The 25,657-nt window shown below is 42.5% G+C and carries 30 protein-coding genes and 1 pseudogene; 21 read left to right on the top strand and 10 right to left on the bottom strand.

Translation table 11 applies throughout. From position 1 onward, the window contains the following. Positions 1–72: 72 nt before the first annotated feature. A complete protein-coding gene (gene sufB, locus ACZ43M_RS22960) occupies positions 73–1,470 on the top strand; it encodes a Fe-S cluster assembly protein SufB (protein ID WP_464504826.1) in 1,398 nt (465 codons plus the stop codon). Positions 1,471–1,527: 57 nt separating this feature from the next. Here the strand turns inward: sufB and ACZ43M_RS22955 are convergent, their stop codons facing one another. Further along, the gene (locus ACZ43M_RS22955) at positions 1,528–2,445 is read right to left on the bottom strand and encodes a hypothetical protein (RefSeq protein WP_464504825.1); all 918 of its coding nucleotides are present in this window, start codon (positions 2,443–2,445) and stop codon (positions 1,528–1,530) included. A 164-nt stretch (positions 2,446–2,609) separates the two neighbouring features. Between ACZ43M_RS22955 and ACZ43M_RS22950 the strand changes: the two genes are divergently transcribed. The 5 genes from ACZ43M_RS22950 to yunB all read left to right on the top strand — a co-directional run bounded on the left by ACZ43M_RS22950 (position 2,610) and on the right by yunB (position 6,928). After that, the gene (locus ACZ43M_RS22950) at positions 2,610–3,455 is read left to right on the top strand and encodes a DUF72 domain-containing protein (protein WP_464504824.1); all 846 of its coding nucleotides are present in this window, start codon (positions 2,610–2,612) and stop codon (positions 3,453–3,455) included. A gap of 31 nt (positions 3,456–3,486) precedes the next feature. Further along, positions 3,487–4,308: a sulfite exporter TauE/SafE family protein gene (locus ACZ43M_RS22945; RefSeq protein WP_464504823.1), complete on the top strand. Its 822-nt coding sequence runs from the start codon at positions 3,487–3,489 to the stop codon at positions 4,306–4,308. A gap of 4 nt (positions 4,309–4,312) precedes the next feature. Next, a complete protein-coding gene (locus tag ACZ43M_RS22940; RefSeq protein ID WP_464504822.1) occupies positions 4,313–5,665 on the top strand; it encodes a bifunctional metallophosphatase/5'-nucleotidase in 1,353 nt (450 codons plus the stop codon). A gap of 65 nt (positions 5,666–5,730) precedes the next feature. Next, complete coding sequence (locus ACZ43M_RS22935; RefSeq protein WP_464508096.1) at positions 5,731–6,033, top strand: YunC family protein; 303 nt, start codon at positions 5,731–5,733, stop codon at positions 6,031–6,033. A 106-nt stretch (positions 6,034–6,139) separates the two neighbouring features. Next, complete coding sequence (gene yunB, locus ACZ43M_RS22930; protein WP_464504821.1) at positions 6,140–6,928, top strand: sporulation protein YunB; 789 nt, start codon at positions 6,140–6,142, stop codon at positions 6,926–6,928. 25 nt (positions 6,929–6,953) lie between these two features. Here yunB and ACZ43M_RS22925 read toward each other — a convergent pair whose 3' ends face one another. Beyond that, positions 6,954–7,955, bottom strand: coding sequence for a M23 family metallopeptidase (locus tag ACZ43M_RS22925; protein WP_464504820.1), 1,002 nt, complete (start codon positions 7,953–7,955; stop codon positions 6,954–6,956). 200 nt (positions 7,956–8,155) lie between these two features. Between ACZ43M_RS22925 and lipA the strand changes: the two genes are divergently transcribed. Then, positions 8,156–9,079, top strand: coding sequence for a lipoyl synthase (lipA, locus tag ACZ43M_RS22920; protein WP_464504819.1), 924 nt, complete (start codon positions 8,156–8,158; stop codon positions 9,077–9,079). A gap of 53 nt (positions 9,080–9,132) precedes the next feature. Here the strand turns inward: lipA and ACZ43M_RS22915 are convergent, their stop codons facing one another. Next, entirely contained in the window at positions 9,133–9,774 is a 642-nt protein-coding gene (locus ACZ43M_RS22915) for a YhcN/YlaJ family sporulation lipoprotein (protein WP_464504818.1), read from the bottom strand. Between the two features lie 116 nt (positions 9,775–9,890). On the opposite strand from ACZ43M_RS22915, the gene ACZ43M_RS22910 reads away from it, so the two are divergent. Beyond that, positions 9,891–10,166 (top strand): YutD family protein, encoded by a 276-nt coding sequence (locus ACZ43M_RS22910; protein ID WP_464504817.1) that lies wholly within the window; start codon positions 9,891–9,893, stop codon positions 10,164–10,166. A gap of 40 nt (positions 10,167–10,206) precedes the next feature. Here ACZ43M_RS22910 and ACZ43M_RS22905 read toward each other — a convergent pair whose 3' ends face one another. Beyond that, positions 10,207–10,500 carry a cytosolic protein gene (locus ACZ43M_RS22905; RefSeq protein WP_464504816.1) on the bottom strand — a complete coding sequence of 98 codons (294 nt, stop codon included), beginning with the start codon at positions 10,498–10,500 and terminating at the stop codon, positions 10,207–10,209. A gap of 60 nt (positions 10,501–10,560) precedes the next feature. Continuing rightward, on the bottom strand, positions 10,561–10,827 hold the full coding sequence (locus ACZ43M_RS22900; protein WP_464504815.1) for a DUF3055 domain-containing protein: 267 nt from the start codon (positions 10,825–10,827) through the stop codon (positions 10,561–10,563). A 183-nt stretch (positions 10,828–11,010) separates the two neighbouring features. On the opposite strand from ACZ43M_RS22900, the gene ACZ43M_RS22895 reads away from it, so the two are divergent. The 3 genes from ACZ43M_RS22895 to ACZ43M_RS22885 all read left to right on the top strand — a co-directional run bounded on the left by ACZ43M_RS22895 (position 11,011) and on the right by ACZ43M_RS22885 (position 13,603). After that, positions 11,011–12,312: an EAL domain-containing protein gene (locus tag ACZ43M_RS22895; RefSeq protein ID WP_464504814.1), complete on the top strand. Its 1,302-nt coding sequence runs from the start codon at positions 11,011–11,013 to the stop codon at positions 12,310–12,312. Between the two features lie 26 nt (positions 12,313–12,338). Further along, positions 12,339–12,776 (top strand): DUF86 domain-containing protein, encoded by a 438-nt coding sequence (locus ACZ43M_RS22890; RefSeq protein ID WP_464504813.1) that lies wholly within the window; start codon positions 12,339–12,341, stop codon positions 12,774–12,776. Positions 12,777–12,838: 62 nt separating this feature from the next. Continuing rightward, a complete protein-coding gene (locus ACZ43M_RS22885) occupies positions 12,839–13,603 on the top strand; it encodes a TIGR01457 family HAD-type hydrolase (RefSeq protein ID WP_464504812.1) in 765 nt (254 codons plus the stop codon). Between the two features lie 32 nt (positions 13,604–13,635). Here the strand turns inward: ACZ43M_RS22885 and ACZ43M_RS22880 are convergent, their stop codons facing one another. Then, positions 13,636–14,136: a phosphatidylglycerophosphatase A family protein gene (locus ACZ43M_RS22880; RefSeq protein ID WP_464504811.1), complete on the bottom strand. Its 501-nt coding sequence runs from the start codon at positions 14,134–14,136 to the stop codon at positions 13,636–13,638. A gap of 172 nt (positions 14,137–14,308) precedes the next feature. On the opposite strand from ACZ43M_RS22880, the gene yutH reads away from it, so the two are divergent. Both yutH and ACZ43M_RS22870 read left to right on the top strand, forming a co-directional pair. Beyond that, positions 14,309–15,316, top strand: coding sequence for a spore coat putative kinase YutH (gene yutH, locus ACZ43M_RS22875; protein WP_464504810.1), 1,008 nt, complete (start codon positions 14,309–14,311; stop codon positions 15,314–15,316). Positions 15,317–15,363: 47 nt separating this feature from the next. Beyond that, positions 15,364–16,353 (top strand): 2-hydroxyacid dehydrogenase, encoded by a 990-nt coding sequence (locus tag ACZ43M_RS22870; protein WP_464504809.1) that lies wholly within the window; start codon positions 15,364–15,366, stop codon positions 16,351–16,353. A 169-nt stretch (positions 16,354–16,522) separates the two neighbouring features. On the opposite strand, the pseudogene ACZ43M_RS22865 reads toward ACZ43M_RS22870, so the two are convergent. Continuing rightward, positions 16,523–16,853: pseudogene (locus tag ACZ43M_RS22865) on the bottom strand (NifU family protein). 56 nt (positions 16,854–16,909) lie between these two features. On the opposite strand from ACZ43M_RS22865, the gene ACZ43M_RS22860 reads away from it, so the two are divergent. Then, positions 16,910–17,236: a YuzD family protein gene (locus tag ACZ43M_RS22860; protein WP_464508095.1), complete on the top strand. Its 327-nt coding sequence runs from the start codon at positions 16,910–16,912 to the stop codon at positions 17,234–17,236. A 34-nt stretch (positions 17,237–17,270) separates the two neighbouring features. Here ACZ43M_RS22860 and ACZ43M_RS22855 read toward each other — a convergent pair whose 3' ends face one another. Together ACZ43M_RS22855 and ACZ43M_RS22850 are read right to left on the bottom strand one after the other, a co-directional pair. Next, positions 17,271–17,636 (bottom strand): HesB/IscA family protein, encoded by a 366-nt coding sequence (locus tag ACZ43M_RS22855; protein WP_464504808.1) that lies wholly within the window; start codon positions 17,634–17,636, stop codon positions 17,271–17,273. A 181-nt stretch (positions 17,637–17,817) separates the two neighbouring features. Continuing rightward, on the bottom strand, positions 17,818–18,057 hold the full coding sequence (locus ACZ43M_RS22850; RefSeq protein WP_464504807.1) for a YuzB family protein: 240 nt from the start codon (positions 18,055–18,057) through the stop codon (positions 17,818–17,820). 232 nt (positions 18,058–18,289) lie between these two features. On the opposite strand from ACZ43M_RS22850, the gene ACZ43M_RS22845 reads away from it, so the two are divergent. Then, positions 18,290–19,357: an NAD(P)/FAD-dependent oxidoreductase gene (locus ACZ43M_RS22845; RefSeq protein WP_464504806.1), complete on the top strand. Its 1,068-nt coding sequence runs from the start codon at positions 18,290–18,292 to the stop codon at positions 19,355–19,357. A 45-nt stretch (positions 19,358–19,402) separates the two neighbouring features. Here the strand turns inward: ACZ43M_RS22845 and ACZ43M_RS22840 are convergent, their stop codons facing one another. Further along, positions 19,403–20,398 carry an NAD(P)/FAD-dependent oxidoreductase gene (locus tag ACZ43M_RS22840; protein WP_464504805.1) on the bottom strand — a complete coding sequence of 332 codons (996 nt, stop codon included), beginning with the start codon at positions 20,396–20,398 and terminating at the stop codon, positions 19,403–19,405. 432 nt (positions 20,399–20,830) lie between these two features. On the opposite strand from ACZ43M_RS22840, the gene ACZ43M_RS22835 reads away from it, so the two are divergent. The 6 genes from ACZ43M_RS22835 (at position 20,831) to ACZ43M_RS22810 (ending at position 25,577) form a co-directional block, all read left to right on the top strand. Further along, positions 20,831–22,048, top strand: a complete 1,218-nt coding sequence (locus tag ACZ43M_RS22835) for an NAD(P)/FAD-dependent oxidoreductase (RefSeq protein WP_464504804.1) — start codon at positions 20,831–20,833, stop codon at positions 22,046–22,048. 248 nt (positions 22,049–22,296) lie between these two features. Further along, complete coding sequence (locus ACZ43M_RS22830; protein WP_464504803.1) at positions 22,297–22,422, top strand: YuiA family protein; 126 nt, start codon at positions 22,297–22,299, stop codon at positions 22,420–22,422. 73 nt (positions 22,423–22,495) lie between these two features. Beyond that, the gene (locus ACZ43M_RS22825; protein WP_464504802.1) at positions 22,496–22,819 is read left to right on the top strand and encodes a YuiB family protein; all 324 of its coding nucleotides are present in this window, start codon (positions 22,496–22,498) and stop codon (positions 22,817–22,819) included. A 121-nt stretch (positions 22,820–22,940) separates the two neighbouring features. After that, positions 22,941–23,549, top strand: coding sequence for a 3D domain-containing protein (locus tag ACZ43M_RS22820; RefSeq protein ID WP_464504801.1), 609 nt, complete (start codon positions 22,941–22,943; stop codon positions 23,547–23,549). Positions 23,550–23,624: 75 nt separating this feature from the next. After that, positions 23,625–24,002 carry a DUF309 domain-containing protein gene (locus tag ACZ43M_RS22815; RefSeq protein WP_464504800.1) on the top strand — a complete coding sequence of 126 codons (378 nt, stop codon included), beginning with the start codon at positions 23,625–23,627 and terminating at the stop codon, positions 24,000–24,002. A 66-nt stretch (positions 24,003–24,068) separates the two neighbouring features. Further along, positions 24,069–25,577 (top strand): leucyl aminopeptidase, encoded by a 1,509-nt coding sequence (locus tag ACZ43M_RS22810; RefSeq protein WP_464504799.1) that lies wholly within the window; start codon positions 24,069–24,071, stop codon positions 25,575–25,577. Positions 25,578–25,657: the final 80 nt, after the last annotated feature.

The raw sequence follows: 25,657 nt of genomic DNA, 5'->3' as shown, positions 1-25,657 counted from the left end.
TGCCGGCACGTCTTATGCCTGTCGCCCCTGATCAAGGCACTTCCGCTCCAAATAAATAGGAGGAAGACGACGATGGCGAAGAAAATGCCGGAAATCGGTGATTATAAATATGGTTTTGCCGATAAAGACGTTTCCATATTCCGCTCAAAGCGTGGTTTGACGCGTGAGATTGTTGAAGAGATTTCAAAAATGAAGAACGAACCGCAGTGGATGCTTGACTTCCGCTTAAAATCGCTTGAGCATTTTTATAAAATGCCAATGCCACAATGGGGCGGCGACCTGAATTCATTAAACTTCGATGAAATTACTTATTATGTAAAACCATCTGAAAAATCTGAGAAGTCATGGGACGAAGTGCCTGAAGAAATTAAAGCGACCTTTGACAAACTTGGAATTCCTGAAGCAGAGCAAAAATATCTTGCCGGGGTTTCCGCTCAGTATGAATCTGAGGTTGTTTACCATAACATGAAGGAAGACCTTGAAGCACTTGGAATCGTGTTTAAGGACACCGATTCCGCGCTGCGCGAAAATGAAGATATTTTCCGTAAGCACTGGGCAAAAGTCATTCCTCCAACAGATAACAAATTTGCTGCGTTAAACTCTGCAGTGTGGTCAGGCGGTTCTTTCATTTATGTACCACCGGGTGTGAAGGTAGATACTCCATTACAAGCGTACTTCCGGATTAACTCTGAAAACATGGGTCAGTTTGAAAGAACATTAATTATCGTCGACGAAGGCGCACATGTTCACTATGTTGAAGGCTGTACAGCACCGGTTTATACAACGAACTCACTTCACAGTGCAGTTGTTGAAATCATCATCAAAAAAGGCGCTTATTGCCGTTACACAACTATCCAAAACTGGGCCAACAACGTTTACAACTTGGTTACGAAGCGTGCCGTTTGTGAAGAGAACGCCACGATGGAATGGATTGACGGTAACATCGGTTCCAAGCTGACAATGAAGTATCCTGCGGTTATTTTAAAAGGCGAAGGTGCCCGCGGTATGACATTGTCGATCGCAATTGCTGGTAAGGGCCAACACCAGGATGCAGGTGCTAAAATGACGCACTTGGCTCCAAATACGTCATCAACTATCGTTTCGAAGTCGATTTCCAAGCATGGCGGTAAAGTAACGTACCGTGGTATTGTCCACTTCGGCCGCAAAGCCGACGGCGCCCGCTCCAATATTGAGTGCGATACGCTGATTATGGATAATGCGTCCACTTCCGATACGATTCCTTACAACGAAATCTTGAACGACAACATTTCGCTTGAGCACGAAGCGAAGGTTTCCAAGGTTTCTGAAGAGCAATTGTTCTACTTGATGAGCCGCGGTATTTCTGAACAGGAAGCAACCGAAATGATTGTTATGGGCTTCATCGAGCCATTTACAAAAGAACTGCCAATGGAATATGCTGTTGAAATGAATAGATTGATCAAGTTCGAAATGGAAGGGTCAATCGGTTAAGATAAAAAAGGAGGCTGTTGGAAAACAGCTTCCTTTTTGTTATCCATGACTCGAAAATTACTTGTCACAATCCAATTTAAATTTCTTTGGAATCTTAGGGTAAATGTTAAGCTTGTCCGGCCCAATTTTTTGTACTAAACAATCGACATTTCTATTTAGATATTTGACAATATCAAAATGATGGTGGCGGTGATGATGATGGTGATGTGAGGATCGTGAATTGCTGCTCTCCTCTGTATTCGATGATTCATCATCATCGAATCGCTGTCCATATCCAAAACCTATTGTGCTGCTAATCGTTCCACCGGCCAGGGATGCGCCGGTACCAGCGACATTTTCCAATACCACCTTACTTTGCCGCGCAATAGTACATTGTGCACTATTAATGAATGGATTCATGGAAGGGACAAATGGGAACATAATATTTTGTGGGTTATTATTATGCGCATCTCCAGGGTTTGATGGGTCATTCACTGTAAAACTTTCTATATCATCACTCAAAAAGCGTCCAAATAAAACGTGCCCGACTTCATGAGCCAGTAGATATGTTTCGAAAGCCCCATCGCTTAAGGCTGCGCGGCCAAAAAGGGTATAGTTAGTAGATGTGTTGACGAAGTTTTCAAAGTATGGACCAGCATTTCCTACAGCCCCACCACTAAATGTTTCGCCGCTTAAATAAACAACATAGATGGCTGTTGCATTATTTAATTGGGCTCTCGTTTCGTTAATGAGGGCTGCAATTCGGGGATCGGCTACTCCAGTTGTCACGGTGCCGGCTTCGATTGTGATTTCCGGACGATAAAATTCTCTAAATAAAACAAAGTTAATTTCACAGCTTACTCCTGGTGGAAAGCCAGTTCCCCAAACTTCATTTGCCCGTCTAATATCTGCTTGAGCTCTGGCAGTTCGCAATTCGGGAGTATCACTTGATCGCGCACCTCTAGTAAAAATACTGACGATATTAACAGTTGCCATGAATAAAACACCTCCTAAAAAAGCAAATTGACTTACACTATAATAAATGCGGGATAATAGAATAAGGCTTGTACAAATGAATCAGGTCATTTAAATCATTTTTCTGAAATAGTAATAATATTCAAAAAGGTTATGCTATGATTAAGTATTAAGGGGGTGGAGGCTTGATTTACATTGGAGTAACAGGCTGGGGTGACCATGATAGTTTGTATACCGGGCAAATCTCGCCTAGGGATAAGCTGAAGGAATATGCCGGACATTTTCCAACTGTCGAGGTTGATACTGCATTTTATGCAATCCAGCCGAAGCGGAATGCTTTGAAGTGGGTAAACGAAACACCGGAAGGCTTTCAGTTTATCGTCAAGGCTTACCAAGGCATGACCGGTCATCTGCGCGGAGAAATCCCATTTCAAAATAAAAAAGACATGTTCTTGGCTTTTAAAGAATCATTAGAGCCTTATATTGAGAAAAATAAGCTTGCAATGGTATTGTTTCAGTTCCCGCCTTGGTTTGATTTAAAACGGGAGAATGTTGACTATTTACGCTGGTGCAAGCATGAGATGGAGGACATAGCTTGTGCTTTGGAGTTTCGCCATCAATCCTGGTTTGTTCCACAGTACCGGCAGCAAACACTGAACTTTATGAGAACAGAGAATTGGATTCACAGTATTTGTGACGAGCCGCAATCAGGGGAAGGATCCGTTCCGACCGTGTTGGAGGGCACACATTCGGTAAAAGTCCTTATTCGGTTTCACGGCCGCAACGTTCACGGCTGGCAAAAGCGCAACGCCGACAATTGGCGCGAGGTCCGCTATCTATACAGGTATAATCAGCAGGAACTGACGGAATGGGTGGAAGCAATCTCTATATTAGATAAGGAATGCAAAGATGTTTACCTATTATTTAACAATAACTCCGGCGGTGACGCGGCAGACAATGCCAAGCAAATGATAGAATTATTACATATTGAGTATGACGGACTTGCCCCACGGCAGCTGGATTTATTTTAAATGCAATTTACATATTACAGAAGGTGAAAACATGGAATGGATTATTTTGCTTTTGGTTGGGCTGCTTGCCAGTTCTTTAGGATCGCTTATTGGGCTTGGCGGCGGTATTATTGTAGTTCCAGCTCTATTGTATTTGACCACTCTCTCGGGGTTCAGCCATATTACTGCCCAGGTGGCTGTCGGCACATCACTATTTACGATGATTTTTACAGGCCTGTCCTCGACACTGGCCTATATGAAGCACAAGACAGTTGATTATAAAAGCGGGCTTATCTTCCTGATCGGGAGCGGTCCGGGTAGTATCCTTGGCGCTTGGGTAACCGAAAAGCTGGATTTGGACTCATTCAATATTTATTTTGGATCATTTATTATTTTTGTCTCCATTATTTTATTTGTAAAAGATAAACTAAAGCCGATTCCCTATCGGAAGGACAGGGGGATCAGCAGGACCTTTACAGATAATGCCGGGAAAACATACGAATATGGCTTCAGTCCAGCTGTTGGGGTCATTGTTGCCCTTATTGTTGGATTCCTGTCGGGTATTTTTGGGGTGGGCGGCGGCTCCCTGATGGTTCCAACGATGATTCTCGTTTTCTTTTTCCCGCCACATGTGGCAACTGCAACCTCCATGTTTATGATTCTGCCAACCTCGATCCTAAGCTCCATTACCCATATCAGCTTAGGCAATGTTAACTGGCTTTACGCCTTGGCGCTGGTTCCTGGTGCGTGGATTGGCGCAAAGGTCGGTGTCTATCTTAATACCAGATTAAAAAGTAAAACCATTGTTTGGATATTACGGATTATTCTTGTAATCGTCGGCATACGCCAAATTTTTGAAGGAATCACAGGATAAGACCATGGAAAAAATCACTATTTACCATACCAATGATTTGCACAGTCACTTGGAAAATTGGCCGCGAATAAAGCAATTTTTACTTACCCAGCAAAAACTGCACCAAGAAAAAGGTGAAGATTATTTCCTTTTCGATATTGGCGATTTCATTGACCGTTGGCACCCCTACACGGAAGCTACAAAAGGAAGAGGAAATACTGATCTGCTGAATGATTGCAACTACATGGCTGTCACAATCGGCAACAACGAGGGCATTAACCTGCCTCATGAAGATTTAGATGAGCTGTATCAAGGTGCCAAGTTTGATGTCCTTGCAGCCAATCTTTATAAAGAGGACGGCACCCATCCTAATTGGGTGAAGCCGTACAAACTTTACCGGACACAAAAAGGAACAGTAATAGGCGTAATTGGTCTCACTGTAAACTTCGCCCAGCTTTATGACTTGCTTGGATGGCAGCTGCACGAACCGATTCAGGAATTAAAGAAATGGATTAAGCAGCTTCGAAGTGAAGCGGACGTCGTTATCTTACTTTCACATCTCGGCCTTCGTGATGATGAAAAAATTGCCGCTGATTGTCCTGAAATTGATGTCATTTTGGGTGCGCACACGCATCATGTTTTAGAAACCGGAAAGCACATTGGCAACACCCTTCTTGGGGCAGCTGGAAAATATGGGTATTATGTCGGCCAGGTTACCTTAGTGTTAAATGATCGAAAAACAATCCTCAATCAATCGGCTTTACTTTATAACGTGCAGGAATTACCTTCTCCCAAAAATGAGGCGGAGGAGATACAAATATACTTCGAAAAAGGGAAAGGCCTGTTATCAAAACCAATCGCGTTCCTTAGCCAGCCGCTTCCTGCCGACGCGTTTAAGGAAACGCAATTGGCCCAATTATTGTGCCAGGCTGTAAGAGAATGGTGCGATGCCGATTGCGCGATGATTAATGCTGGGCTGCTATTGGGCCCGCTTGCAGGCAATGTAACGGAGTATGACTTGCTGTCGATTTGTCCGCATCCAATTAATCCTTGTGTTGTGGAGGTAACTGGAAAGGAATTAGATGGAATTATTAATGAGTCAATGGATGGCGACCTTCATCAGCGGCATATAAAAGGCCTTGGCTTTAGGGGAGATAAATTAGGGATATTCGTGTATGACGGTATTCAATTTGCCTCCGGTCGCCCCCTGATTAGTCAAAAGGAACTCGATCCAGAGGAAACGTACACATTGGCATTGCCCGATATGTTTACGTTTGGCCATTTTTTCAGGGAAGTCCTTCCGAAGAAAACAAAAAAATATTTTCTTCCTGAATTCATGCGCGACTTGCTGAAATGGAAGCTGCAGTCAATGTCCTAAATCGGGACACACGCTTTTTCACCTGCTTTCATACTGTGTTAGTAGGGAAAGGAGTGTGGAACCCTTTGATTGATCTGTCACCTATTGAAATTGACGGCCATACATTCTTGGCTGTTTCGGTGTTACTTCCAAAAACAACTCTGCTTGCTGTGACAAGCGATAAAGGATATATTATGTGCGGTGCCTTGGATGTCGGGTTACTGAATGAGAAATTAAAGGACCGCAAAGTCATTGCCGGCAGGGCAGTTGGAGTGCGGACGATTGAGCAGTTGTTAAATGCTCCGCTGGAGTCAGTTACAGTCGAGGCTGAAAACTTGGGAATTAAAAAGGGTATGATCGGTAAAGACGCCTTGCTGAAAATGCTATAAAAGTCTGCTATAACTGCAGACTTTTATTTTTTGCACGACTTGTTCAAATATAAATGGGCTAGACCACCCCTTTACAGCATACAAATAGCTTGAAGGGGTGATTTTTATGGCAAAGTTTCGCAGAAGGCTGACAAAGCGTGGACCATTGCCCTTCCGCTACGTGATTCTGTTAACAATTATGTTTTTTCTTTTTTCAACAGCTATGGGGATTTTGCTTGTCAACAAGGGAATTGAGCCAACCTTGATGCGATATGCAACCTCTGAAACTCGAAATATTGCTGCCCTTGTAATCAATAGGGCAATTACGAAGCGAACAACCAATGTCGGGGATAATAATCAGGTCATTCAAATCATCCCCGGTGCTGATGGCTCCAAACAAAATGCGCAATTGAATACAGATTTAATTAACCGTGTACTTGCTGAAACGACGGCACAAATACAAAAGAATTTAAAATCAGCCAAAGCAGGTAATATCGCTTCGCTTGAGCAGTTAACCGATGTGGAAATTGAAACGGAAGATACATCTACAGAGGACGGGATTATTTGGTATGTACCGCTTGGTCAGGCGACAAATCTTGCCTTATTGGGAAACCTGGGCCCGAAAATTCCGGTGAAGTTTCATGCCATTGGGGAAGTGGAACCAGATGTTCACATTGACACTGAGCCAATGGGAATCAACAATACATGGATTAAAGTTTCGGTGGAAATAGAGGTATCTGTCCAAATCATTACCCCATTTGCCACAGAAATTACTAAGTTAAAGCAAACGATACCAGTAGGCGGAACCTTGGTCCAGGGGGAAGTTCCACAATTTTATAACAGCGGCGGGGATTCAAACTTGTCGATCCCGGTGCCGGAAAATAAGAGACAATCAAAGAAAAAATCAGGACAATAATAGGACCATCCGTTGAGGGATAGTCCTATTTTTTCTTGGCATTTGCCCGTTCAAGTCGTTTCCATTTTGCCAGATGCGGGTAAGGGTCAAACGACCATTCAGTAATGCCATTATCCTTATACATTCCGTAATGTAAATGTGGCGGGAATTTACCTGATGTACCAGGAGGTCCATAACCGGAGCTTCCGACTCCGCCAATCAGCATGCCGGGTTCGACAATTTGTCCAACCTTCAAATCCTTCGCAAAACCGCTTAGATGGGCAAAATAATGATAATTGTTGTTGATGTCACGAATACCAATCCGCCAGCCGCCAAACTTGTTCCAGCCTTTTATTTCGATAATGCCGTAACAAGTGGCCCTAACCGGAACACCATGTCCGGCAAATATGTCGGTTCCTTCGTGAATTCTGCGGCCGCCCCAGCCGCGGGCATCGCCCCATGTGCTGCGATAGCTGTGATTGCTTCGTAGAGGTACTGGAAAGACATTTGTATTCAAATCTATCCGCCCGTAATGGCGGTATATTTTTGCGTAATTGGCAATGCTCCCTACAGATCGATCGCGGTGGTAGTAATTCCATAAGCCAATTTTAATATTATCATGGTCAACACCGTAGGATAACAGGTATTTGGCAAAAGCATATAGTACGTCCTCATCGCTCTTCAGGCTGGCCTTGCCGTCACCGTCTCCATCGACACCCATACCATTAAAAAACTGAATGATTGCTGGGTCATCTTCAGCCAGGTTTGGGTTGGTTAAGCCTACCCATACTTCGGGCTTAAAGTAGATGGCGATGGTGCTGTCAGGCTTAGGCAAGTCACGGCGGACGTTGCGGACATTCCGTTCATATTGGTCAATCGCAGCCAAGTAATACCAAGGGATTTGAGTAACGGTTTCGACCTTTTTATAGAGCTTCATTCGTTCCTGATAAGGGTCGATTTCATTTGCATGAGCATCCCTTGGAGATATTGCAGAAGTAAATAATAAAAGGAACGTTCCAATCAAAAGAACAGCCCTCACAGGAATCATCCTTCCTTTTAAATGTACAAAATTAGTTTATGAAATCTAAGAAATTTCATAATGGTTAATATATGGTAATCTATAATTTGGCTTGCAAATTTGTTATTCGCCAAACCAGATCGAGGAGCCTCAAACCTTGTCGTTCCTATCCCAGTATGTTAAAGTGACAAAAGAAGAACGTGGTTCTGATACATAAAAGGGGTGTAATCATGAGCAAGCAAGAAGACATTTTACGTAAACCCGAATGGTTAAAAATAAAATTAAATACAAATGAGTCATACACTGGACTGAAAAAATTGATGCGGGAAAAAAATCTTCATACTGTATGTGAAGAGGCCCGCTGTCCGAATATCCATGAATGCTGGGGGGCGAGAAGGACAGCCACATTCATGATTCTTGGCGATACCTGTACCCGCGCCTGCCGTTTTTGCGCTGTTAAAACGGGGCTTCCGACAGAACTCGATTGGCAAGAGCCAGAACGCGTAGCCGATTCGGTACAGCTTATGAACTTGAAACATGTGGTCGTGACAGCGGTAGCCCGCGATGACCTGAAGGACGGCGGGGCAGCTGTATTTGCCGAAACCGTCAGGGCTATCCGCCGCAAGAATCCATTCACAAGCATCGAAGTGCTTCCTTCAGATATGGGCGGTAAAGAGGAGAACTTAAAGCTGCTGATGGATGCTAAGCCAGATATTCTAAACCACAATATCGAAACAGTCAGACGGTTAACTCCAAGAGTCCGGGCCCGGGCAAAATACGACCGCTCTCTTGAATTCCTTCGCCGTGCCAAGGAAATGCAGCCAAGCATTCCGACTAAATCGAGCTTAATGATTGGCCTCGGGGAAACAAAGGAAGAAATTATTGATGTTATGGACGACCTTCGCGCCAATCATGTTGACATAATGACCATAGGTCAATACCTGCAGCCAACCAAAAGCCATCTGAAGGTTGAAAAATTTTACAGCCCAGATGAATTTAATGAACTTCGGGAAATTGCCCTTACCAAGGGCTTCAGCCACTGCGAAGCAGGTCCGCTTGTGCGTTCATCCTACCATGCGGATGAGCAGGTCAATGCGGCAGCCAAGCATAAACAGCTGCTAGGTGAAAAGGAACAAAACGTTCAAGAAGCTTAGATAACAGAAAAAAGGAGTTCAGTCCGCAGCCGGATTTTCTGAACTCCTTTTTATTATCTGCTCGTTTTGGATGTATCCTTATCATCCGGTGTCAGTCCGTTTTCATCCTCACTATCGCTCATACGGTAACCTTGCGGAGACTTCTTCATCTCTTTGATAACATTTTTAACCGAGTCGCGTGCTTTTCTGCTAGTTGAATCAAAGCCGGCCAAATTTTCGACATCCTGCATTTTGGCTCGGTCGTCAGTGACATACACGTGATAATATCTTGGAACGACAGACATCGCCGTTCTTTTTACTTGATCGGCCGTCATGTTTCGGTCCTTAGAATCTGTACTATAAGCCACCAAAACTTCCTGGTCGGTTACCAGCGTCGCTACATCATTGACATTGGGGAGATTCACACTTAACTTGCTGATGACATTTGCCACTTGCTCACGGTCAAGTGCCGAATATCCGTCATTGGCTGTGTTGTCATTCATCAATGGACTTTTTTGATGACGGACATAGCCATAGGAGCTACTGATATTGCGAACATCCTTGCCAGCACCTTCTCGATAAAGCTCATGACGCTTATTATTTACATTAATGGTATTTCCACTTTCCTCATAGATATCGTTGTTGCTCATGTCCTTTTGACAGCCGGCAAGTGCTGTTATGGTACAAAGTCCGGCAATAACGGCTAGTTTTTTCATTAATAAAACACCTCCTTTTATTAGAATTTCCAAGCGAGATGTTTTTTTTCTTAGTAATTCATGGTGAATCGGTTATAATGGAGTTTAGAATCGCTGGCAAAAAGAGGTGACAAGGTATGGTAACGATCAATAACATACAGTACGAATTGGTGCAGGAGTATCGTGAAGGCTTTAATGAGGAAGCGCTTAAAGCAAGGTTTAGTGATATTCTGTCCAGATATGATTACATTGTCGGAGATTGGGGATACGGCCAGCTTCGCCTGAAAGGCTTCTTTGATGATCAAAACCAAAAAGCAACCTTTGATACAAAAATTAGTACATTAAGCGAATATCTTTATGAATACTGTAATTTTGGCTGTGCTTATTTTGTGCTGAAAAAGGTAAAAAAATAAAACGAAGGGCGATTGAGGCTCCTTCGTTTTTTTCGTCATATTAAGCTTCATTATTATTATACGGCGCTTGTTCATCTGTTGCCTTATCATCGTGTAGTGGATGAGCACCTGGAAACTCCCGGGGCAAATCCTGGTGCAGTGATTTGAATTCATAATTAAAGTTACTGTAGCGGCGCTGTCCTTCCTTCCATGGGGTGCTTTTTAATTCAACAGGTTGATCCTGTTTAATTGGCGACCCAAACGGACCATCAGGAAATTCTTCTGCCGTCAGGTAATTCCGTTGTGCTTCCACATTGGAAAAATCACCGTACTTTTCAGCCTCTTTTTCATCCATGAGGATTCACTCCTTTTTGGAGTAGTATCCCAAAAGTGGGCGAAAATCATGAGTGCTAATTTAGATAACCTCAATCAGAAAAGACTTCAATTCCTCTGCTTCTTCTTCATTTAGCTGAAAGGTGTACTCTAAATAGCCTTCTTCCTCTAAATCATCGTGACCAATAATGGCAAACCGATTTCCCTGCATATTCAGCACAAGTGACTTGCCGTAATGACGATCGGACTTCACGATGGCTAAATCATAACGCTGGTTATCACCAACGAAGCTGACAAATCTTGTCCTGGTATTTTCCATATCATCGTATAAGAAAAAACGTTCCTTCATAACAGTCTCCTTTATCAGTCCTTTTGAACACCTTCTATCATATCAAAATATTCTTTTGTATGGGAGGGCTTTAGGATTTTCCCAACATAATCTGAAAAAAAACCAGTAAAAAAATTCGAATAATGTAAAAATATGTTACAATATAGCTAAATATGTATGTCTGTTGCCAAAGAGGGAAAATCTATGATCCGCCGCTCCATCGAAAAAGTAAAAGATTTTATGCAATGGGGGAAGGTCCTCTTGCCTCTTTCATCTTTACGATACTACCCGCCTCAATTCGTGTTGCGTAACCCTGTGCTAGAGGGCGTCGTAGCCGCCTTTCAATCAGGACATGAAGTCGCAGTGATCGTGTTTAATCTACAAAATGTTACTGAATTGGCTGAGATGCTTGGTGCAAACGGGCATTATCAGTTACAAAAGCAGCTAAAGAAGGCTTTCCGTGAAATTACAATGGAGCAACTGGATGAACATGCCATTATTTCACTTCATGATTATTATGGTGACGGGCTTACGTTAATTATAAAGATTGATCATGACAGCCATTATATATCGGAAATGGACCGTATTATGAATAAGCTGACCAATCAAGGGGAGAAAAGGCTCCATAAGCTTTATCCATCCCTCCAGTTTCAGTTTGAAACCGGTTATATGTTTGTTGATAAGAAGCATTATTCGGTTCAGGAGTCCATTGAGAAAGCACAGCGCCAAGCGATTGCGATGGCGGAAAAACGTCTTGCTGCCAAATATGATAGTATGTTTTATACCATAACCAAAATTATCTCGCAAAAGAACATCAGGATGCTGGCTCAGCCGATTATCGATGTCGCCACAAATGAAATTCGCGCTTGGGAACTGCTGACCCGCGGCCCGAAAGGAACGGCGTTGGAAAGCCCTTTGCCGTTATTTTCCGTAGCCAGGCAGACTGGAACGCTATACGAACTTGAGATGATTGTTTTTGAAAAAGCACTAGAACAAATTAAGGCAGCCAAATGCCGACAAGATGTTTTTATTAATTTCACACCGCTCACACTGGGGAATATCCGCTTTACTAGAGATATAAAAAATCTGCTGCAGCGCTTTCGAAGTATTCCTCCGACACAGATTACCATTGAGGTAACGGAAAATGATTCAATCGAAGGACTCAAAGATTTCATTTATAATATAAAAATGTTACGATTAATGGGGTTCCGTATTGCGATTGATGATACAGGAGCAGGTTATTCCAACCTCAGTACAATTAGTGAAGTGATGCCTGATATCATCAAGATTGACCGATCCCTAATTTCCAATATTGATAAAAATTCCTTAAAAGAATCAATGCTAAAAGGCTTGTTGCTGGTCGCAAAGGAAGCAGGCTCTCTCGTCGTCGCCGAAGGGATTGAAAATGAAGAGGAAGCATCCGTTCTGACTAGGAATAAAGTTGATTTGGCTCAAGGCAATTTTTATGCTCCGCCAACGATGTTAATAAGGGATATGGCAACGTAGAACAGATGTTGAAGGAAGTGGAGTACATGTATTTTGTTGACCGGGAAAAAATTGAAACCACCTTAGTTTATTTGGAGACACAAACCAGACTTTTCTCTCAGGTCAAGGAATGGTCGACAGCCCTTGAAAAAGCGGCCTTGGAGCGAGTGACGCAAATGATGTTAGAATCGGTTTTGGATGTCGGCAATGCAATGATTGACGGGTTCATCATGCGTGACCCGGGGAGTTATGAAGACATCATCGATATTTTAATGGATGAAAAGGTGATCAGCACTGACACTGGCAGCAGTTTGAAAGTCCTGATTGGCTTTCGCAAAAAGCTCGTCCAATTTTACACAGAAATTGACCATGCTGAATTAGTTCTTGAATTCTCCAAGCATTTGCCGGCATTAGATTTGTTTACGGCAAATGTCCGTGATTATTTGACAAACGAGTTGGGACCTGTTTCCGCGTTTAAAAATTAAGACCGTCCATTCGGTCTTTTTCTTATTTCAATGCGAAATGCTAGAACAAGAGGTGATTATTTTTGAAAAAATACAAAGGCTACTTAATTGATTTAGACGGGACAATGTATCGGGGAACAGAGCGAATTGAGGCCGCTTCCGACTTTGTTAAAAAGCTGAAAGAGAAGGGAATCCCCTATCTGTTTGTCACCAATAATTCATCCCGGACACCGGCGCAGGTAGCGAAAAAGCTGGTGGATTTTGATATTCCAGCCTCCGAGGACCTAGTGTTTACCACAAGTCAGGCGACGGCGAATTATATTTCCGAGAAAAACAGCAAGGCTTCTGTCTATGTAATAGGTGAAGAGGGCATCACCACTGCTCTTGAAGAAAAGGGCCTCAAGTTCGCCGGGGAAGACGCTGATTTTGTGGTTGTTGGAATTGACCGGGACATTAATTATGAAAAACTGGCTGTTGCCTGCCTGGCGGTTCGGAATGGGGCAACTTTTATTTCTACCAATGGTGATATTGCGATTCCGACGGAGCGAGGGCTGCTGCCTGGGAATGGCTCACTGACATCCGTTGTTGCTGTTTCAACACAAACTAAGCCAATTTTTATCGGCAAACCGGAATCGATTATTATGGAGCAGGCGCTAAAAGTATTGGGAACAGCGAAGGAAGAGACATTAATGGTCGGCGATTATTACGATACCGATATCCTAGCCGGCATAAATGCCGGTATGGATACATTGTTGGTTCATACCGGGGTAACCACGAAAGAACTGCTGAAGGGGTATGTAAAGCAGCCAACCTATACAGTTGACACATTAGATCAATGGGAACCTTAAAAGGATGGCATACTGCCATCCTTTTAACATCATTATTCAACGTTCGCCGCGCGGTGCGCTAATCTGCTGGAAGCCGCAGCAGCGATAGCGCCGACGATGTCATCCAAAAACGTATGGCATTGTCCGGTAGATTTATCATTTAATCGAGCCAGTATTCCAGGCTTTTGTTTATCAATGTAGCCGTAATTGGTAAAGCCGATTGAACCGTACACATTCACAATCGAGAAGGCAAGAATTTCATCAACCCCGTAAAGGCTTTCATCCGTAGCAATAATCGATTGCAGCGGTTCCTCAAGCATACCTTTTTCACCAAGAATGTCCAGTTGAATGCCGGTAATAATAGCATTCTGCACTTCGCGTTTGGATAGCACCTTTTCCACGTTTGCAATACAGTCTTCCATTTTTAAATTCTCATGGTATTTTTCCTGCAAGTAAAAAACTAAATCCGCGATGTCCTGGACCTCAACACCCCGTTCTTTTAGCCATTTGCGTGCTTTATCCTCAACATGATTAATCTTTTTATCAGCTGCCATCCTTGTATCACCTTTTTCTGTAAATTTTTCTATATATATACTCTTTCAGCTTATGATATGCAATTTTCAGTCAGAGAATCAAATAAAATGACTTTCCTGTTTAAACCAACAAGTTTTATAGGCCCCAATCATATACATGTCTTGAGAAAAGGGATGAAAATGGGGTGGAAAAATGCTGCAGAAACTGCTTGAGACTCATTATGGGGTTAGAGCTGAGGAACAGTTTAAGCTTGATCAGTATGATGTACTAAGGGGGAACGGTTGGCTATACTTCATTGCTGCAACACAAAATCGGGAAGAGGCTGATATTACGGAACTAGGCAGCATAGCCGAACATTTGCGGAAATTTGGCGACCAAAGTGTGCCAATGTTCTTACCGACAAAGGATAGTACCTATATTGTCACTTGGGAACAAAATAAATACTGTGTTTTGGCAAATCGCCAGCTGGAACAGCAGCAGCGTAAGACGAAGATGGGGAGGAAACTAGCGAAATTTCATGAGCGGGGCAGAAGAGTGCCGTTTCAGATTCAACGTTCAAGCCGGATTGGCCAATGGAAGGTAATTTGGGAAAAGCGGCTTGAGCAAATGGAGAAGGAATGGAACCGCCTGCTGTTTCAAACGCCAGAGGATGAGTTTGAAAAAATGTTTGTTGAATCATTTCCTTATTATATGGGGCTAACAGAGAATGCAATCCAGTATTTAGTTGATACGGAGATTGATGATAATCCACTTGAGACCGATAGCGGTACGGTTTGCCATCATCGGTTTACGAAAGAGACCTGGAGCGGCCACTATATCAAAAACCCATTCCAATGGGTCTTTGACCATCGCAGCCGTGATTTAGCTGAATGGACAAGAGAACGCTATCATCGCAATAACCAGACATACGATGTTGAAGTGAAGCAATTTTTCGATGAATATCAAAGTATTGTTCCATTATCGCCTTTTTCATGGCGGCTTCTTTATGCACGCTTGGTTTTCCCGCTCCATTATTTTGAGTGTGTAGAAAATTACTATATTACCCGCTCCGAGCAGGAAAAAAAGCTGTTGGAGGAGCAGTTGGCGAAAATATTACGGCAATCGACCGAGTATGAACGGTTTCTTGCCGGCTTCCTGCAAGTATCCGGAGCACCAATTAAGCGGCTAAACCTTCCGCAGCTTGAATGGTTGTTTCAATAATCTCTATGGTAAAATGATAGAAATGAGTCAAGGAAGGTATTGCGGCAATGAAACCATACGTTTTTATTACAAGAAAACTGCCAGAGGAAGTCATCAATCCGTTGCAGGAAAAGTTCGAAGTTCACATGTGGGAGCATGAGGACATCTCTGTCCCCCGCGATGTATTACTGAAGGAAGCGGCACGGGCGGATGCATTGTTTACGATGCTGACAGAGGCTGTTGATGAAGAACTTTTAACAGCTGGCCATAGGCTGAAGGTTGTCGCCAACATGGCTGTTGGCTATGACAATGTCGATGTAGAGGGAGCCAATAGAGCAGGTATTGCCATTTGCAATACACCCGATGTGTTAACGGATACAACAGCGGACTTAACCTTTGCGCTCCTCATGGCTGCTGCCCGGAGAATTGTCGAGGCTGCACAGTTAGTTAAACAGGGTAACTGGCTGAACTGGAGCCCGTTATTCATGGCTGGCAAGGATATTCATCATCAAACCATTGGGATTGTCGGAATGGGGAAAATCGGCGAAACGGTCGCGAAACGGGCAGCCGGCTTTGATATGAACATCCTTTATCATAACAGAACAAGAAAGCCTGAAGTGGAAGACCGCCTTGGAGCGGTGTATGTTTCCTTCGATGAACTGCTGCGGAAGTCGGATTATGTGGTATGCTTGACACCATTAACTGCAGAGACAAGGGGACTGTTTTCCCGTGAAGCTTTTCAAAACATGAAATCCTCGGCTATTTTTGTTAATGCAGCACGTGGAGCGGTGGTTAACGAAAAGGCGTTAATTGAAGCACTAGTGACTGGGGAAATCGCCGGCGCCGGGCTGGATGTGTTTGAAAAAGAACCAATCGGTGGGGACCATCCATTGCTAGGGCTGCCGAATGTTGTTGCCTTGCCGCACATCGGAAGCGCCACAATGGGGGCGAGAACAGGGATGATGACGCTGTGTGTTGAGAATATCGAAGCGGTTTTAGAAGGCAGGCAGCCAAAGACACTGGTGAATAAGGAATGGTCGGCGCGAATACAGGGCTGAATGGGGAAATGCGACAGTAAATAAGGCTTATCCGACAGTAAGTCAGCTTTATGTGACAGTAAACACGCATTATACGACAGTAAAAACACATTTATCCAACAGAAACTCGTGGTAAATACAACAAAAAAGCGATTGCTTCTACACAAGCAATCGCTTTTCCATGATTCTATTAAAAAACCTGCTCTACTTCTACAACGCCGGGAACTTCTTCAAGAAGCGCTCTTTCAATACCAGCTTTTAGTGTGATGGTCGAGCTTGGGCAAGAACCGCAAGCACCCAATAAGCGAAGTTTTACAATACCATCTTCCACATCAACTAATTCGCAATCTCCGCCATCGCGAAGAAGAAATGGACGTAATTTATCTAATACTTCTTGTACTTGTTCAAACATTTCTTGTTCTGACATCGTGATCGACTCCTTTCCTACTTATATTATACTGAGGACGATAGTAAAAATCCATTCTCAGAATTTGGGGAAACACACAAAAAAGCATTTTCATCGTTTTTATTGTTTTTGTATATTAAAATAAAAGAAAAACATTAAGGAATGGTAATGATGGAATTTACGGAAGTGGAAATTGTCCTTTACGGTGCCGAGCAATTATGCCCAAGCTGCGTGAATTTGCCGTCTTCGAAAGAAACCTTTGAGTGGTTGGAAGCAGCCATCACGAGAAAGTTTCCTAATCAGCCGTTTAAAATGGCTTATGTTGATATTTTTATGCCTCCAGAAGAGTCCGAAAAATCCGAGTTTGCCAAAAGAGTCATTGAAGAGGATATGTTTTATCCCGTCGTCGTCATAAAGGATAAGGTAGTGGGCGAAGGGAACCCGCGTTTGAAAACGATTTACGCGGAGCTTGAAAAATTCGGATATAAAGCAGTATAAATGAAAACTCGCCAATCGGCGAGTTTTCATTTATCTAACATTCCTCAGGAGTACCAGTTGCTGTTGCAGTTCTAAACGATGAGCCGCATCCGCAAGAAGCGATGGCATTCGGATTATCAATCGTAAATCCGCCGCCCATCATGGATTGCTTATAATCAATCTTGGTGCCATTTAGAATTGGTGCGCTTTCTTTATCGACAAGAATTTTAAGGCCAAATTGTTCAAACTGTTGGTCATCTTCGCCCATTTCATGGTCGAAGCCCATTCCGTAGGATAGGCCGCTGCAGCCGCCGCCTTTTACACTGACGCGCAGGAACGCCCCTTCTTCTTCATTATGCTTCATCATATCTTTAATCTGCAGTGATGCTGCTTCTGTTAAAATAACAATATCCTGACTCATCTATATCCCCTCCATAAAAAATTTGAGGCTTTTAATACTAGTATATATACATGTTCATAACTACTCAACCTATTCGACTTTATAATAGGATATGTCATGTATTTAAAAAAGGGAGCGGCAAAAGCTCCCTCCATTTATTGTCTAGCTTCAGCCCCTGGTCAAGGCGCTTCCGCTTTTCGTATTAGAACATCGGATTCTCTTCTAAATATTGATAAATGTTTTCCACCAATTCTTCTGCAGTGTTACCGGTGACCACTTCACCATTGACAAGAGCATAAAGAGAGGATGCACATTTACCGCAATAACCAAGACATCCATATTCAATAATATCCAAGTTTGGATCTTTTTCTAAAATTTCTAGTGCTTTTTGTGCGCCACTGGCAAGATTGCTGACACAAAATTCTATGATCGGTTGAATCATTGCTCTCACCTCTCCACTAATTAATAATCCTACTCTTTTTGGATAAACTCGTCAATTATCATGTTCTTGGTAGTTTTGTCAAGGAATGCAGTATAATTGTTGTTATTCTGCCATATTTTCGTTATACTCTAATTTGTGTGAAAAAACCGAAAGAACTATATTTATTTAAAAATTTGAATGGGCAAATGGTACATAAAAAAAGTATTGGAATTTTAAAAAGGGGAATTTGAATATGAAAAACCTAGTGATTCTCGGCGGGGGATACGGCGGGATGAAGATTTTGAGTGAGCTTCTTCCAAATGACTTGCCTGAGGAGATAACGATTACACTTGTTGACAGGGTTCCATATCATTGTCTGAAAACCGAATATTATGCCCTTGCCGCAGGAACGATATCCGATAAAGAAATAAGGGTTGCGTTTCCCGAGCATCCCAGAGTCCAATTTCAGTACGGAGAAGTTACCGGAATCGATGCAAAAGCGAAACAGGTACTGTTAAAAGATAAAGCCCCGATTGCGTATGATGACCTTGTGATTGGTCTGGGGTGTGAGGATAAATACCATGGCGTGCCAGGTGCAGACCAGTTTACTTACAGTATTCAAAGTATTGCTAAGTCACGGGAAACGTATTCAGCCTTGAATAATCTTCCTCCAGGGTCCGTGGTTGGGATTGTTGGCGCTGGGCTCAGTGGTGTAGAGCTTGCTAGTGAGTTAAGCGAAAGCCGGCACGATATTTTCATTAAATTATTTGACCGCGGCAAACATATTCTTTCTGCTTTCCCTGACCGATTAAGTACCTATGTGGAGCAATGGTTTAATAAACATAATGTTGAAGTTATTAATAATGCCAACATCACTAAAGTGGAAAAAAATATTTTATATAATCATGATCAACCGATTCACTGCGATGTCATTGTTTGGACTGCGGGGATTCAAGCGAATAAAATCGTCCGTGATTTCGAAGGGGAAAAGGACAATTTGGGACGGCTGCAGTTAACACCGCACCACCATCTGCCAGATGATAAACATGTATTTGTAGTCGGTGACTGTGCGAGCCTGCCGCATGCACCAAGTGCTCAACTAGCAGAGGGGCAGGCGGTCCAAATTGTGGAAGTCCTGAAAAAACGTTGGGCTGGTGAAGAACTGCCGGAAACCTTCCCACAAATAAAATTAAAAGGCGTCCTCGGTTCTCTTGGGAAAAAACATGGATTTGCCATGGTGGCCGACCGGCCGCTTACCGGCCGCGTTGCCCGCCTGATTAAATCAGGTGTGCTGTGGATGTATAAGTTTCATAATGGGTAAATACCGAAGCAAAAGGCGTCCGCCAGAGGACGCCTTTATTGTTATTTATTTATCAAACATGGAAGAGCTGTGCAATGGCTGAATCTTCGCTTTTGGGTCCATAAATGCTTTTGCGTTATTAACTGCTGTTGGTGCTTCACCGAAACCGCAGGCGATTAATTTTACTTTCCCCTCATAGGTGCAAATATCTCCGGCCGCATAAATTCCCGGAATATTGGTTTCCATTTTGGAGTTAACCTTTATAGAGTTTTTCTCAATTTCAAGGCCCCATTCTTTGATTGGACCTAGGGAAGAAACGAAGCCGTAGTTACAAATAACGGCATCCACATCTATGACTGCTTTTTCCTCTCCATTAACCGAAGAGAGGACCACTTGCTTAATGCCGTTTTCATCTCCGATTAACTCGGCAGGAACATATGGTGTTTTGACATCCACTTTTGAATTAAACAGATTTTCCACACTATGTTCATGAGCTCGGAATTTGTCGCGGCGATGAACGATTGTAACCTGCTCAGCAATTGGCTCAAGCATTAGAGCCCAATCTACCGCAGAATCGCCGCCGCCGAAAACAACCACTTTCTGACCAGCAAATTGATTGAGGTCATCAATGAAGTAGTATAAGTTTTTGCGTTCGTATTGGACAGCACTTTCAAGTTCTAAACGACGAGGCTGGAACGCGCCATTTCCGGCTGTAATAATGACAGTTTTTGTATAATGAACCTCTTTATTAGTCGTTAATTTAAATGTGCCATCATCCTGCTTTTCCACTTTTTCAACGGACTGCTCCAAGGCAACGGTTGGTTGAAATTTAGCCATTTGTTCTTTTAAATTATTTATTAATTGTTGTGCGCGGACTTTTGGAAATCCGGCAACATCATAAATATATTTCTCTGGATAAAGTGCGGATAATTGGCCGCCTAATTGAGGCAAACTCTCAATTATTTTCACGGATGCTTGTCTCATGCCTCCATAAAAGGCAGTGAATAATCCGACGGGGCCTCCTCCGATGATGGTAATGTCATAAACTATTGGCTCTTGCACACCGTACCCTCCCAACTTGTAGTAACCATTCCATTCAATATAATATCACATAATATGAAAATCCTCACATTTTTAACCATAATAATCAAGGCTTTCCAGCACCGAAAGTTTTTTGTAACCTAGGAATATTTTATAATATTATTTTCTTAAATATATTGGTTAAATTGCTTGATATTCCATTAGAATTAGCATAATATGTATTGTGGATATATTGTTAAGATTTTGTGACAAAAACAGCACATTTTTATGTCTAGTTCTTAACAATATCACAGCGGAATTAGGAAGTCTTTTACTTCTTAACAAGCTGCTTTATTTTATTCTCGTTCGTGAATGATTTCACATACATTTTTATTCTTTAAAAAATAATAATCAACAAACTGTGGAAGATAAAAGAAAGAGGATAGAAAAAATAAAAGGGTGGAAGTGGTCAAGATGAGAAAACCAAAAATTGTTATTCTCGGTGCCGGTTACGGCGGATTGATGACAACCGTTCGTTTACAAAAACATATTGGGGTAAACGAAGCGGATATCGTCTTGGTGAATAAACATGATTACCATTACGAAACAACATGGCTGCACGAGGCTTCAGCAGGTACACTGCATCACGATAAGGTACGTTACGACATTCGCGATGTAATCGATCGCAGCAAGGTTGATTTTGTTCAAGCATCTGTTGAACAGATCGACAAAGAAAATAAAAAGGTCATCTTGGATAATGGCGAGTTAGATTATGATTTTCTTGTCATAGCACTTGGCGGCGAGCCTGAAACATTTGGTATTAAAGGCTTGAAGGAGTACGCCTTCGGTATTGTGAATGTGAACTCCTCTCGACTTCTACGCGAGCATATTGAATATCAATTTGCGACGTATAATATGGAGGAAGAAAAGAACGATCATCGTTTGACCATCGTTGTCGGCGGTGCTGGTTTCACTGGAATTGAATTCCTTGGTGAACTGACAGACCGGATTCCAGAATTATGCCACGAATATGATGTTGATTCACATAAAGTGAAAGTTATCTGCGTTGAAGCAGCTCCAACCGCTCTTCCGGGATTTGATCCAGAATTGGTGAATTACGCAGTTTCTCAATTAGAGAGAAAAGGCGTGGAGTTCAAAATTGGTACTGCCATTAAGGAATGTACTCCTGAAGGTGTTACAGTTGGTAAAGGTGAAGAAGAACCATACCAAATCAAGGCGGGAACAGTTGTCTGGGCAGCCGGTGTCCGAGGTAATTCCGTGATTGAAAAGTCTGGCTTTGAGGCAATGAGAGGACGGGTTAAAGTTTCACCAGATCTTCGTGTCCCAGGTTTTGACGATGTCTTCATTATTGGCGACAGTTCACTTGTCATCAACGAAGAGATTAATCGTCCATACCCGCCGACTGCTCAAATCGCAATGCAGCAGGGTGAAGTAGTAGCACGCAATCTGGCAGCATTGATCCGCAACAAACAAGATCTTGAATCATTTAGCTTCGATAATAAAGGAACGGTTTGTTCGTTAGGTGAACACGATGCCATTGGGGTAGTGTTTGGCAAGAAGCTAACTGGAACCAGTGCATCCTTCATGAAAAAAGTTGTGGATAACCGCTCCCTGTTTATGATCGGCGGGGCAGGCCTTGTGTTGAAAAAAGGGAAATTTAACTTATTTTAAAATGAACTAATGTGAAAAAAGGACAGGGAAACCTGTTCTTTTTTTTCTAGAATAGGCATTACTGAAATCAGTGTTCACCAAATGTTCATAATATTTTGTAAATTTGAGTAACACTTCGAAAATGAAAGAAAATTTGAGGTGTATCCGCTTTCTTGTTTCATTTTGTACGAATTTCGTCCTTTTCATATATACAAATTTTTGATATATTATCAGAAAATTAAGTTAATATTTGAAGGAGTTGAAAAAAGATGACAGTACAAAGCGTGGAAACAAAAAATTGTGATTATTGCTCTGGGGTCGGCTATTTCCAACTAGTACTTGGGGGATCGGAAACTTGCGCCTGCTGTGGCGGCACGGGTAAGAAAAAGGATTAATTTAAAAGGGTTATTATTGACTCCCTCTTTCACATTCAGGTACACTAAAGGTTGATGTGAAGGGGGAATTTCAATGCAGATGAGCATTGTTGTTTTGATTATTTCGATGTTATTATTTTTTGTGTTATTTTTCGGAATTGGATTTATCTTAAATATGCTGCTAAGGATGTCCTGGATTATGGCGATAATTTACCCGATTGTGGCAATCTTGATTATAGATAAGGTTCGTTTTGTTGAATACTTCACAAGCAGTAAAACAGCTTTTCGGGACTTGGGCACCAGAGTTACAACCCTTGCAACAGCCGATATCCTGATTCTATTAAGCGGACTGCTGGGAGCGATTGCTGCGGGCTTTACCATTAAACTATTAAGAAAAAATGGATATCAAATGTTCTAAGATCCTCGGTCATGGCCGGAGGGTCTTTTTTATTTACCTTGACTTGAAATTTTTTCTCACCTTTTTTGAATATTTCATTGCAGCTTGGGAATGAATATTTTGGGAGGAGTGAAAAAATAATATGCATACGATGAAAAATTGGACGAAGCGTTTTGGAATGACAATTCTTTTTCTTTTAGCCTTAATCGTGACGTTCCAATCTCTCACCGGCATCCAGGCCCAGACGTTTGTTACAGAACTAGCAAATGAAATTGCCTTAAGTGAGCCTGCATCCGGATCGATACCTACTTTAGAAAACTCAATTGATTGGTCACAATATCCGAAACATACAGTAACAGCCACTGGTTATACCGCTGGTGCAGAATCAACCGGGAAAAATCAGGGACATCCTGAATACGGCATTACCTTTTCAGGCGTAAAAGTAAAGCGCGATTTATTTTCAACGATTGCTGCTGATTTAAAAGTGTACCCGATTGGAACAATCTTGTTTATCCCTGGGTATGGCTACGGGGTTGTCGCCGATAAAGGCGGGGCGATTAAAGGAAATAAGCTGGACCTTTATTTCGAAACGGTAGAGGATGTGTACCGCCACTGGGGTAAAAAGACGGTTGAAGTCTATGTCGTACATAAAGGCGATGGCAAACTGACTGAGGAAAAGCTTCAAGCCCTAAATGAAGACAAAGCACTGCAGGTGTTCCGTCAGCAGTTTATAAATTCAGAAAAGAAATAATAACAGGCCGTGCGCCTGTTTTTTTATTGAGGTTTTCTTTACAATGGTAGTAAAAACTAAAGGGGAAACGTAACGATGGATTACCCAATTGAATACTATGAGTTTTTTGTGAGTTTTAATGAAGGAGACTACTACACTTGTCATGACCTACTCGAAGAGATGTGGATGACCGACAAGGATAATCTATTTTTAAAAGGGTTATTGCAAATGAGTGTGGCAATTTATCATTATGAGTACGGAAATGTAAAGGGCGCTAGAATGATGATGTTTACGGCCTATAATTATCTGCAAACCTATCGTCCCAAATATTGGGGGCTGGATTTGGAGAAGGTCTACCCCTTTATAGAACAATCCCTTATGACCTTTCCACTGGATATTGACCGGGTACCGTTCGAGCAGGTGAATGAACTCCCTAAGCTGCCTGAATTAGTTCTGTATCTCGAGGATGATTAGATAGTCGAAATATTTTAACGTATTCGATATAATTAAATTTGTGAAAATACGGAGGTGTTTGCAACGATGTTTCAAGTAAAAAAACAATGGGAGCAACAGTTAGTGCATGAAGGCTTAGTAGTGGGGTTATTTGATAAGCCGGAAAAATTTTCGGGGCAGTTGGCCGCGTTGGATGAACAATTTTCAGGGCAGCTGACGGAGCTAGTCAAAGCGGGAGACATTTCTGCAAAATTAAATTCCATTAGTAAAGTACATAGTTTTGGAAAAATCGGCGCCAAGCGGATTTGGTTTGTTGGCCTTGGAAAAGAAAAGGAAATAACGTTTCATAAGCTTGAAAAAGCGTTTGGGAAGCTTTTTAAAGAGTTAAAGGGCAGTAAACTTGAAGAAGCGGCTGTATATCTGGATTCTTTTTTAACAGAAAAAATCGATGGTTCTGATGCTGCTCATGCATTAAGTGAAGCGTTTGCCCTTGCTACCTATCAGTTTGACAGCTATCGGCAAAAATCAAATGAACCGGAACGAAAGCTTACGGATATGACAATTTATTGTGATTGTGCTGCACAAGACGAGATTACAGCTTCGCTGACCGTAGGCTATGCCTTTGGAAAAGGGACCAATTCGGCAAGGACACTTGTTAACACACCAGGGAATATGCTGACTGCTGCGGATATGGCAAACTATGCTGTTGAACTGGCAGCGAAGTATGATTTTGAAGTGGAAATCCTCGATAAAACGGAGATTGAAAAACTGGGAATGGGTGCGTTTCTTGCGGTGAACCAAGGGTCAACTGAGCCGCCGAAGATGATTGTTTTGAAATACCAAGGTAAGGAACAGTGGGAAGACGTCATTGGTTTAGTCGGTAAAGGGATTACTTTTGATACTGGGGGCTATTCAATTAAAACGAAAGCCGGAATTGTGGGCATGAAAACAGATATGGGCGGAGCGGCCGCGGTACTTGGTGCGATGGAGATCATCGGTGAAACCAGACCGGAGCAGAACGTCGTTGCGGTTATTCCTTCAACCGATAATATGATCAGCGGTAATGCGTTCAAGCCAGATGATGTGATCACCTCAATGAGCGGAAAAACGATTGAGGTATTAAATACAGATGCCGAAGGCCGTTTAGTGCTAGCAGATGCGGTGACCTATGCTAAACATCATGGTGCCAATTATTTGGTCGATGTCGCGACGCTAACTGGCGGTGTGATTACCGCGCTTGGGGTTAATACTACCGGTGCGATGACCAATCACGAACAACTGTATGAACAGGTTTTGGAAGCTGCCCATGAGGCTGGGGAACAAATGTGGCAATTGCCGCTGTTCGAAAGCGAGAAAGAACGGGTTCGTAATAGTAAGGTGGCTGATTTAAACAATTCACCAGGCAGCCAGGGGCATGCCATTGTTGCTGGTGCCTTTATTGGTGAGTTTGCAGAGGACACCCCGTGGGTTCATTTGGATATTGCCGGAACAGCAACATCGTCCAAGGCCCATGACCTTGGACCAGAGGGAGCAACTGGTGTTATGACTCGTACGTTAGCGCTGTTTGTGGAGCGGTTCGAACCGATTGAAAAATAGATTCACAAATTAAAAACGGTGAGTTTCGCAAATAAAAGGGTGAAAAGCGCAAATAAGAGGTAGAAATTCGCAAATAAAAC

It is taken from the genome of Neobacillus sp. B24, from assembly GCF_055381825.1.
This window is presented reverse-complemented; position numbering and strand designations above follow the sequence as displayed.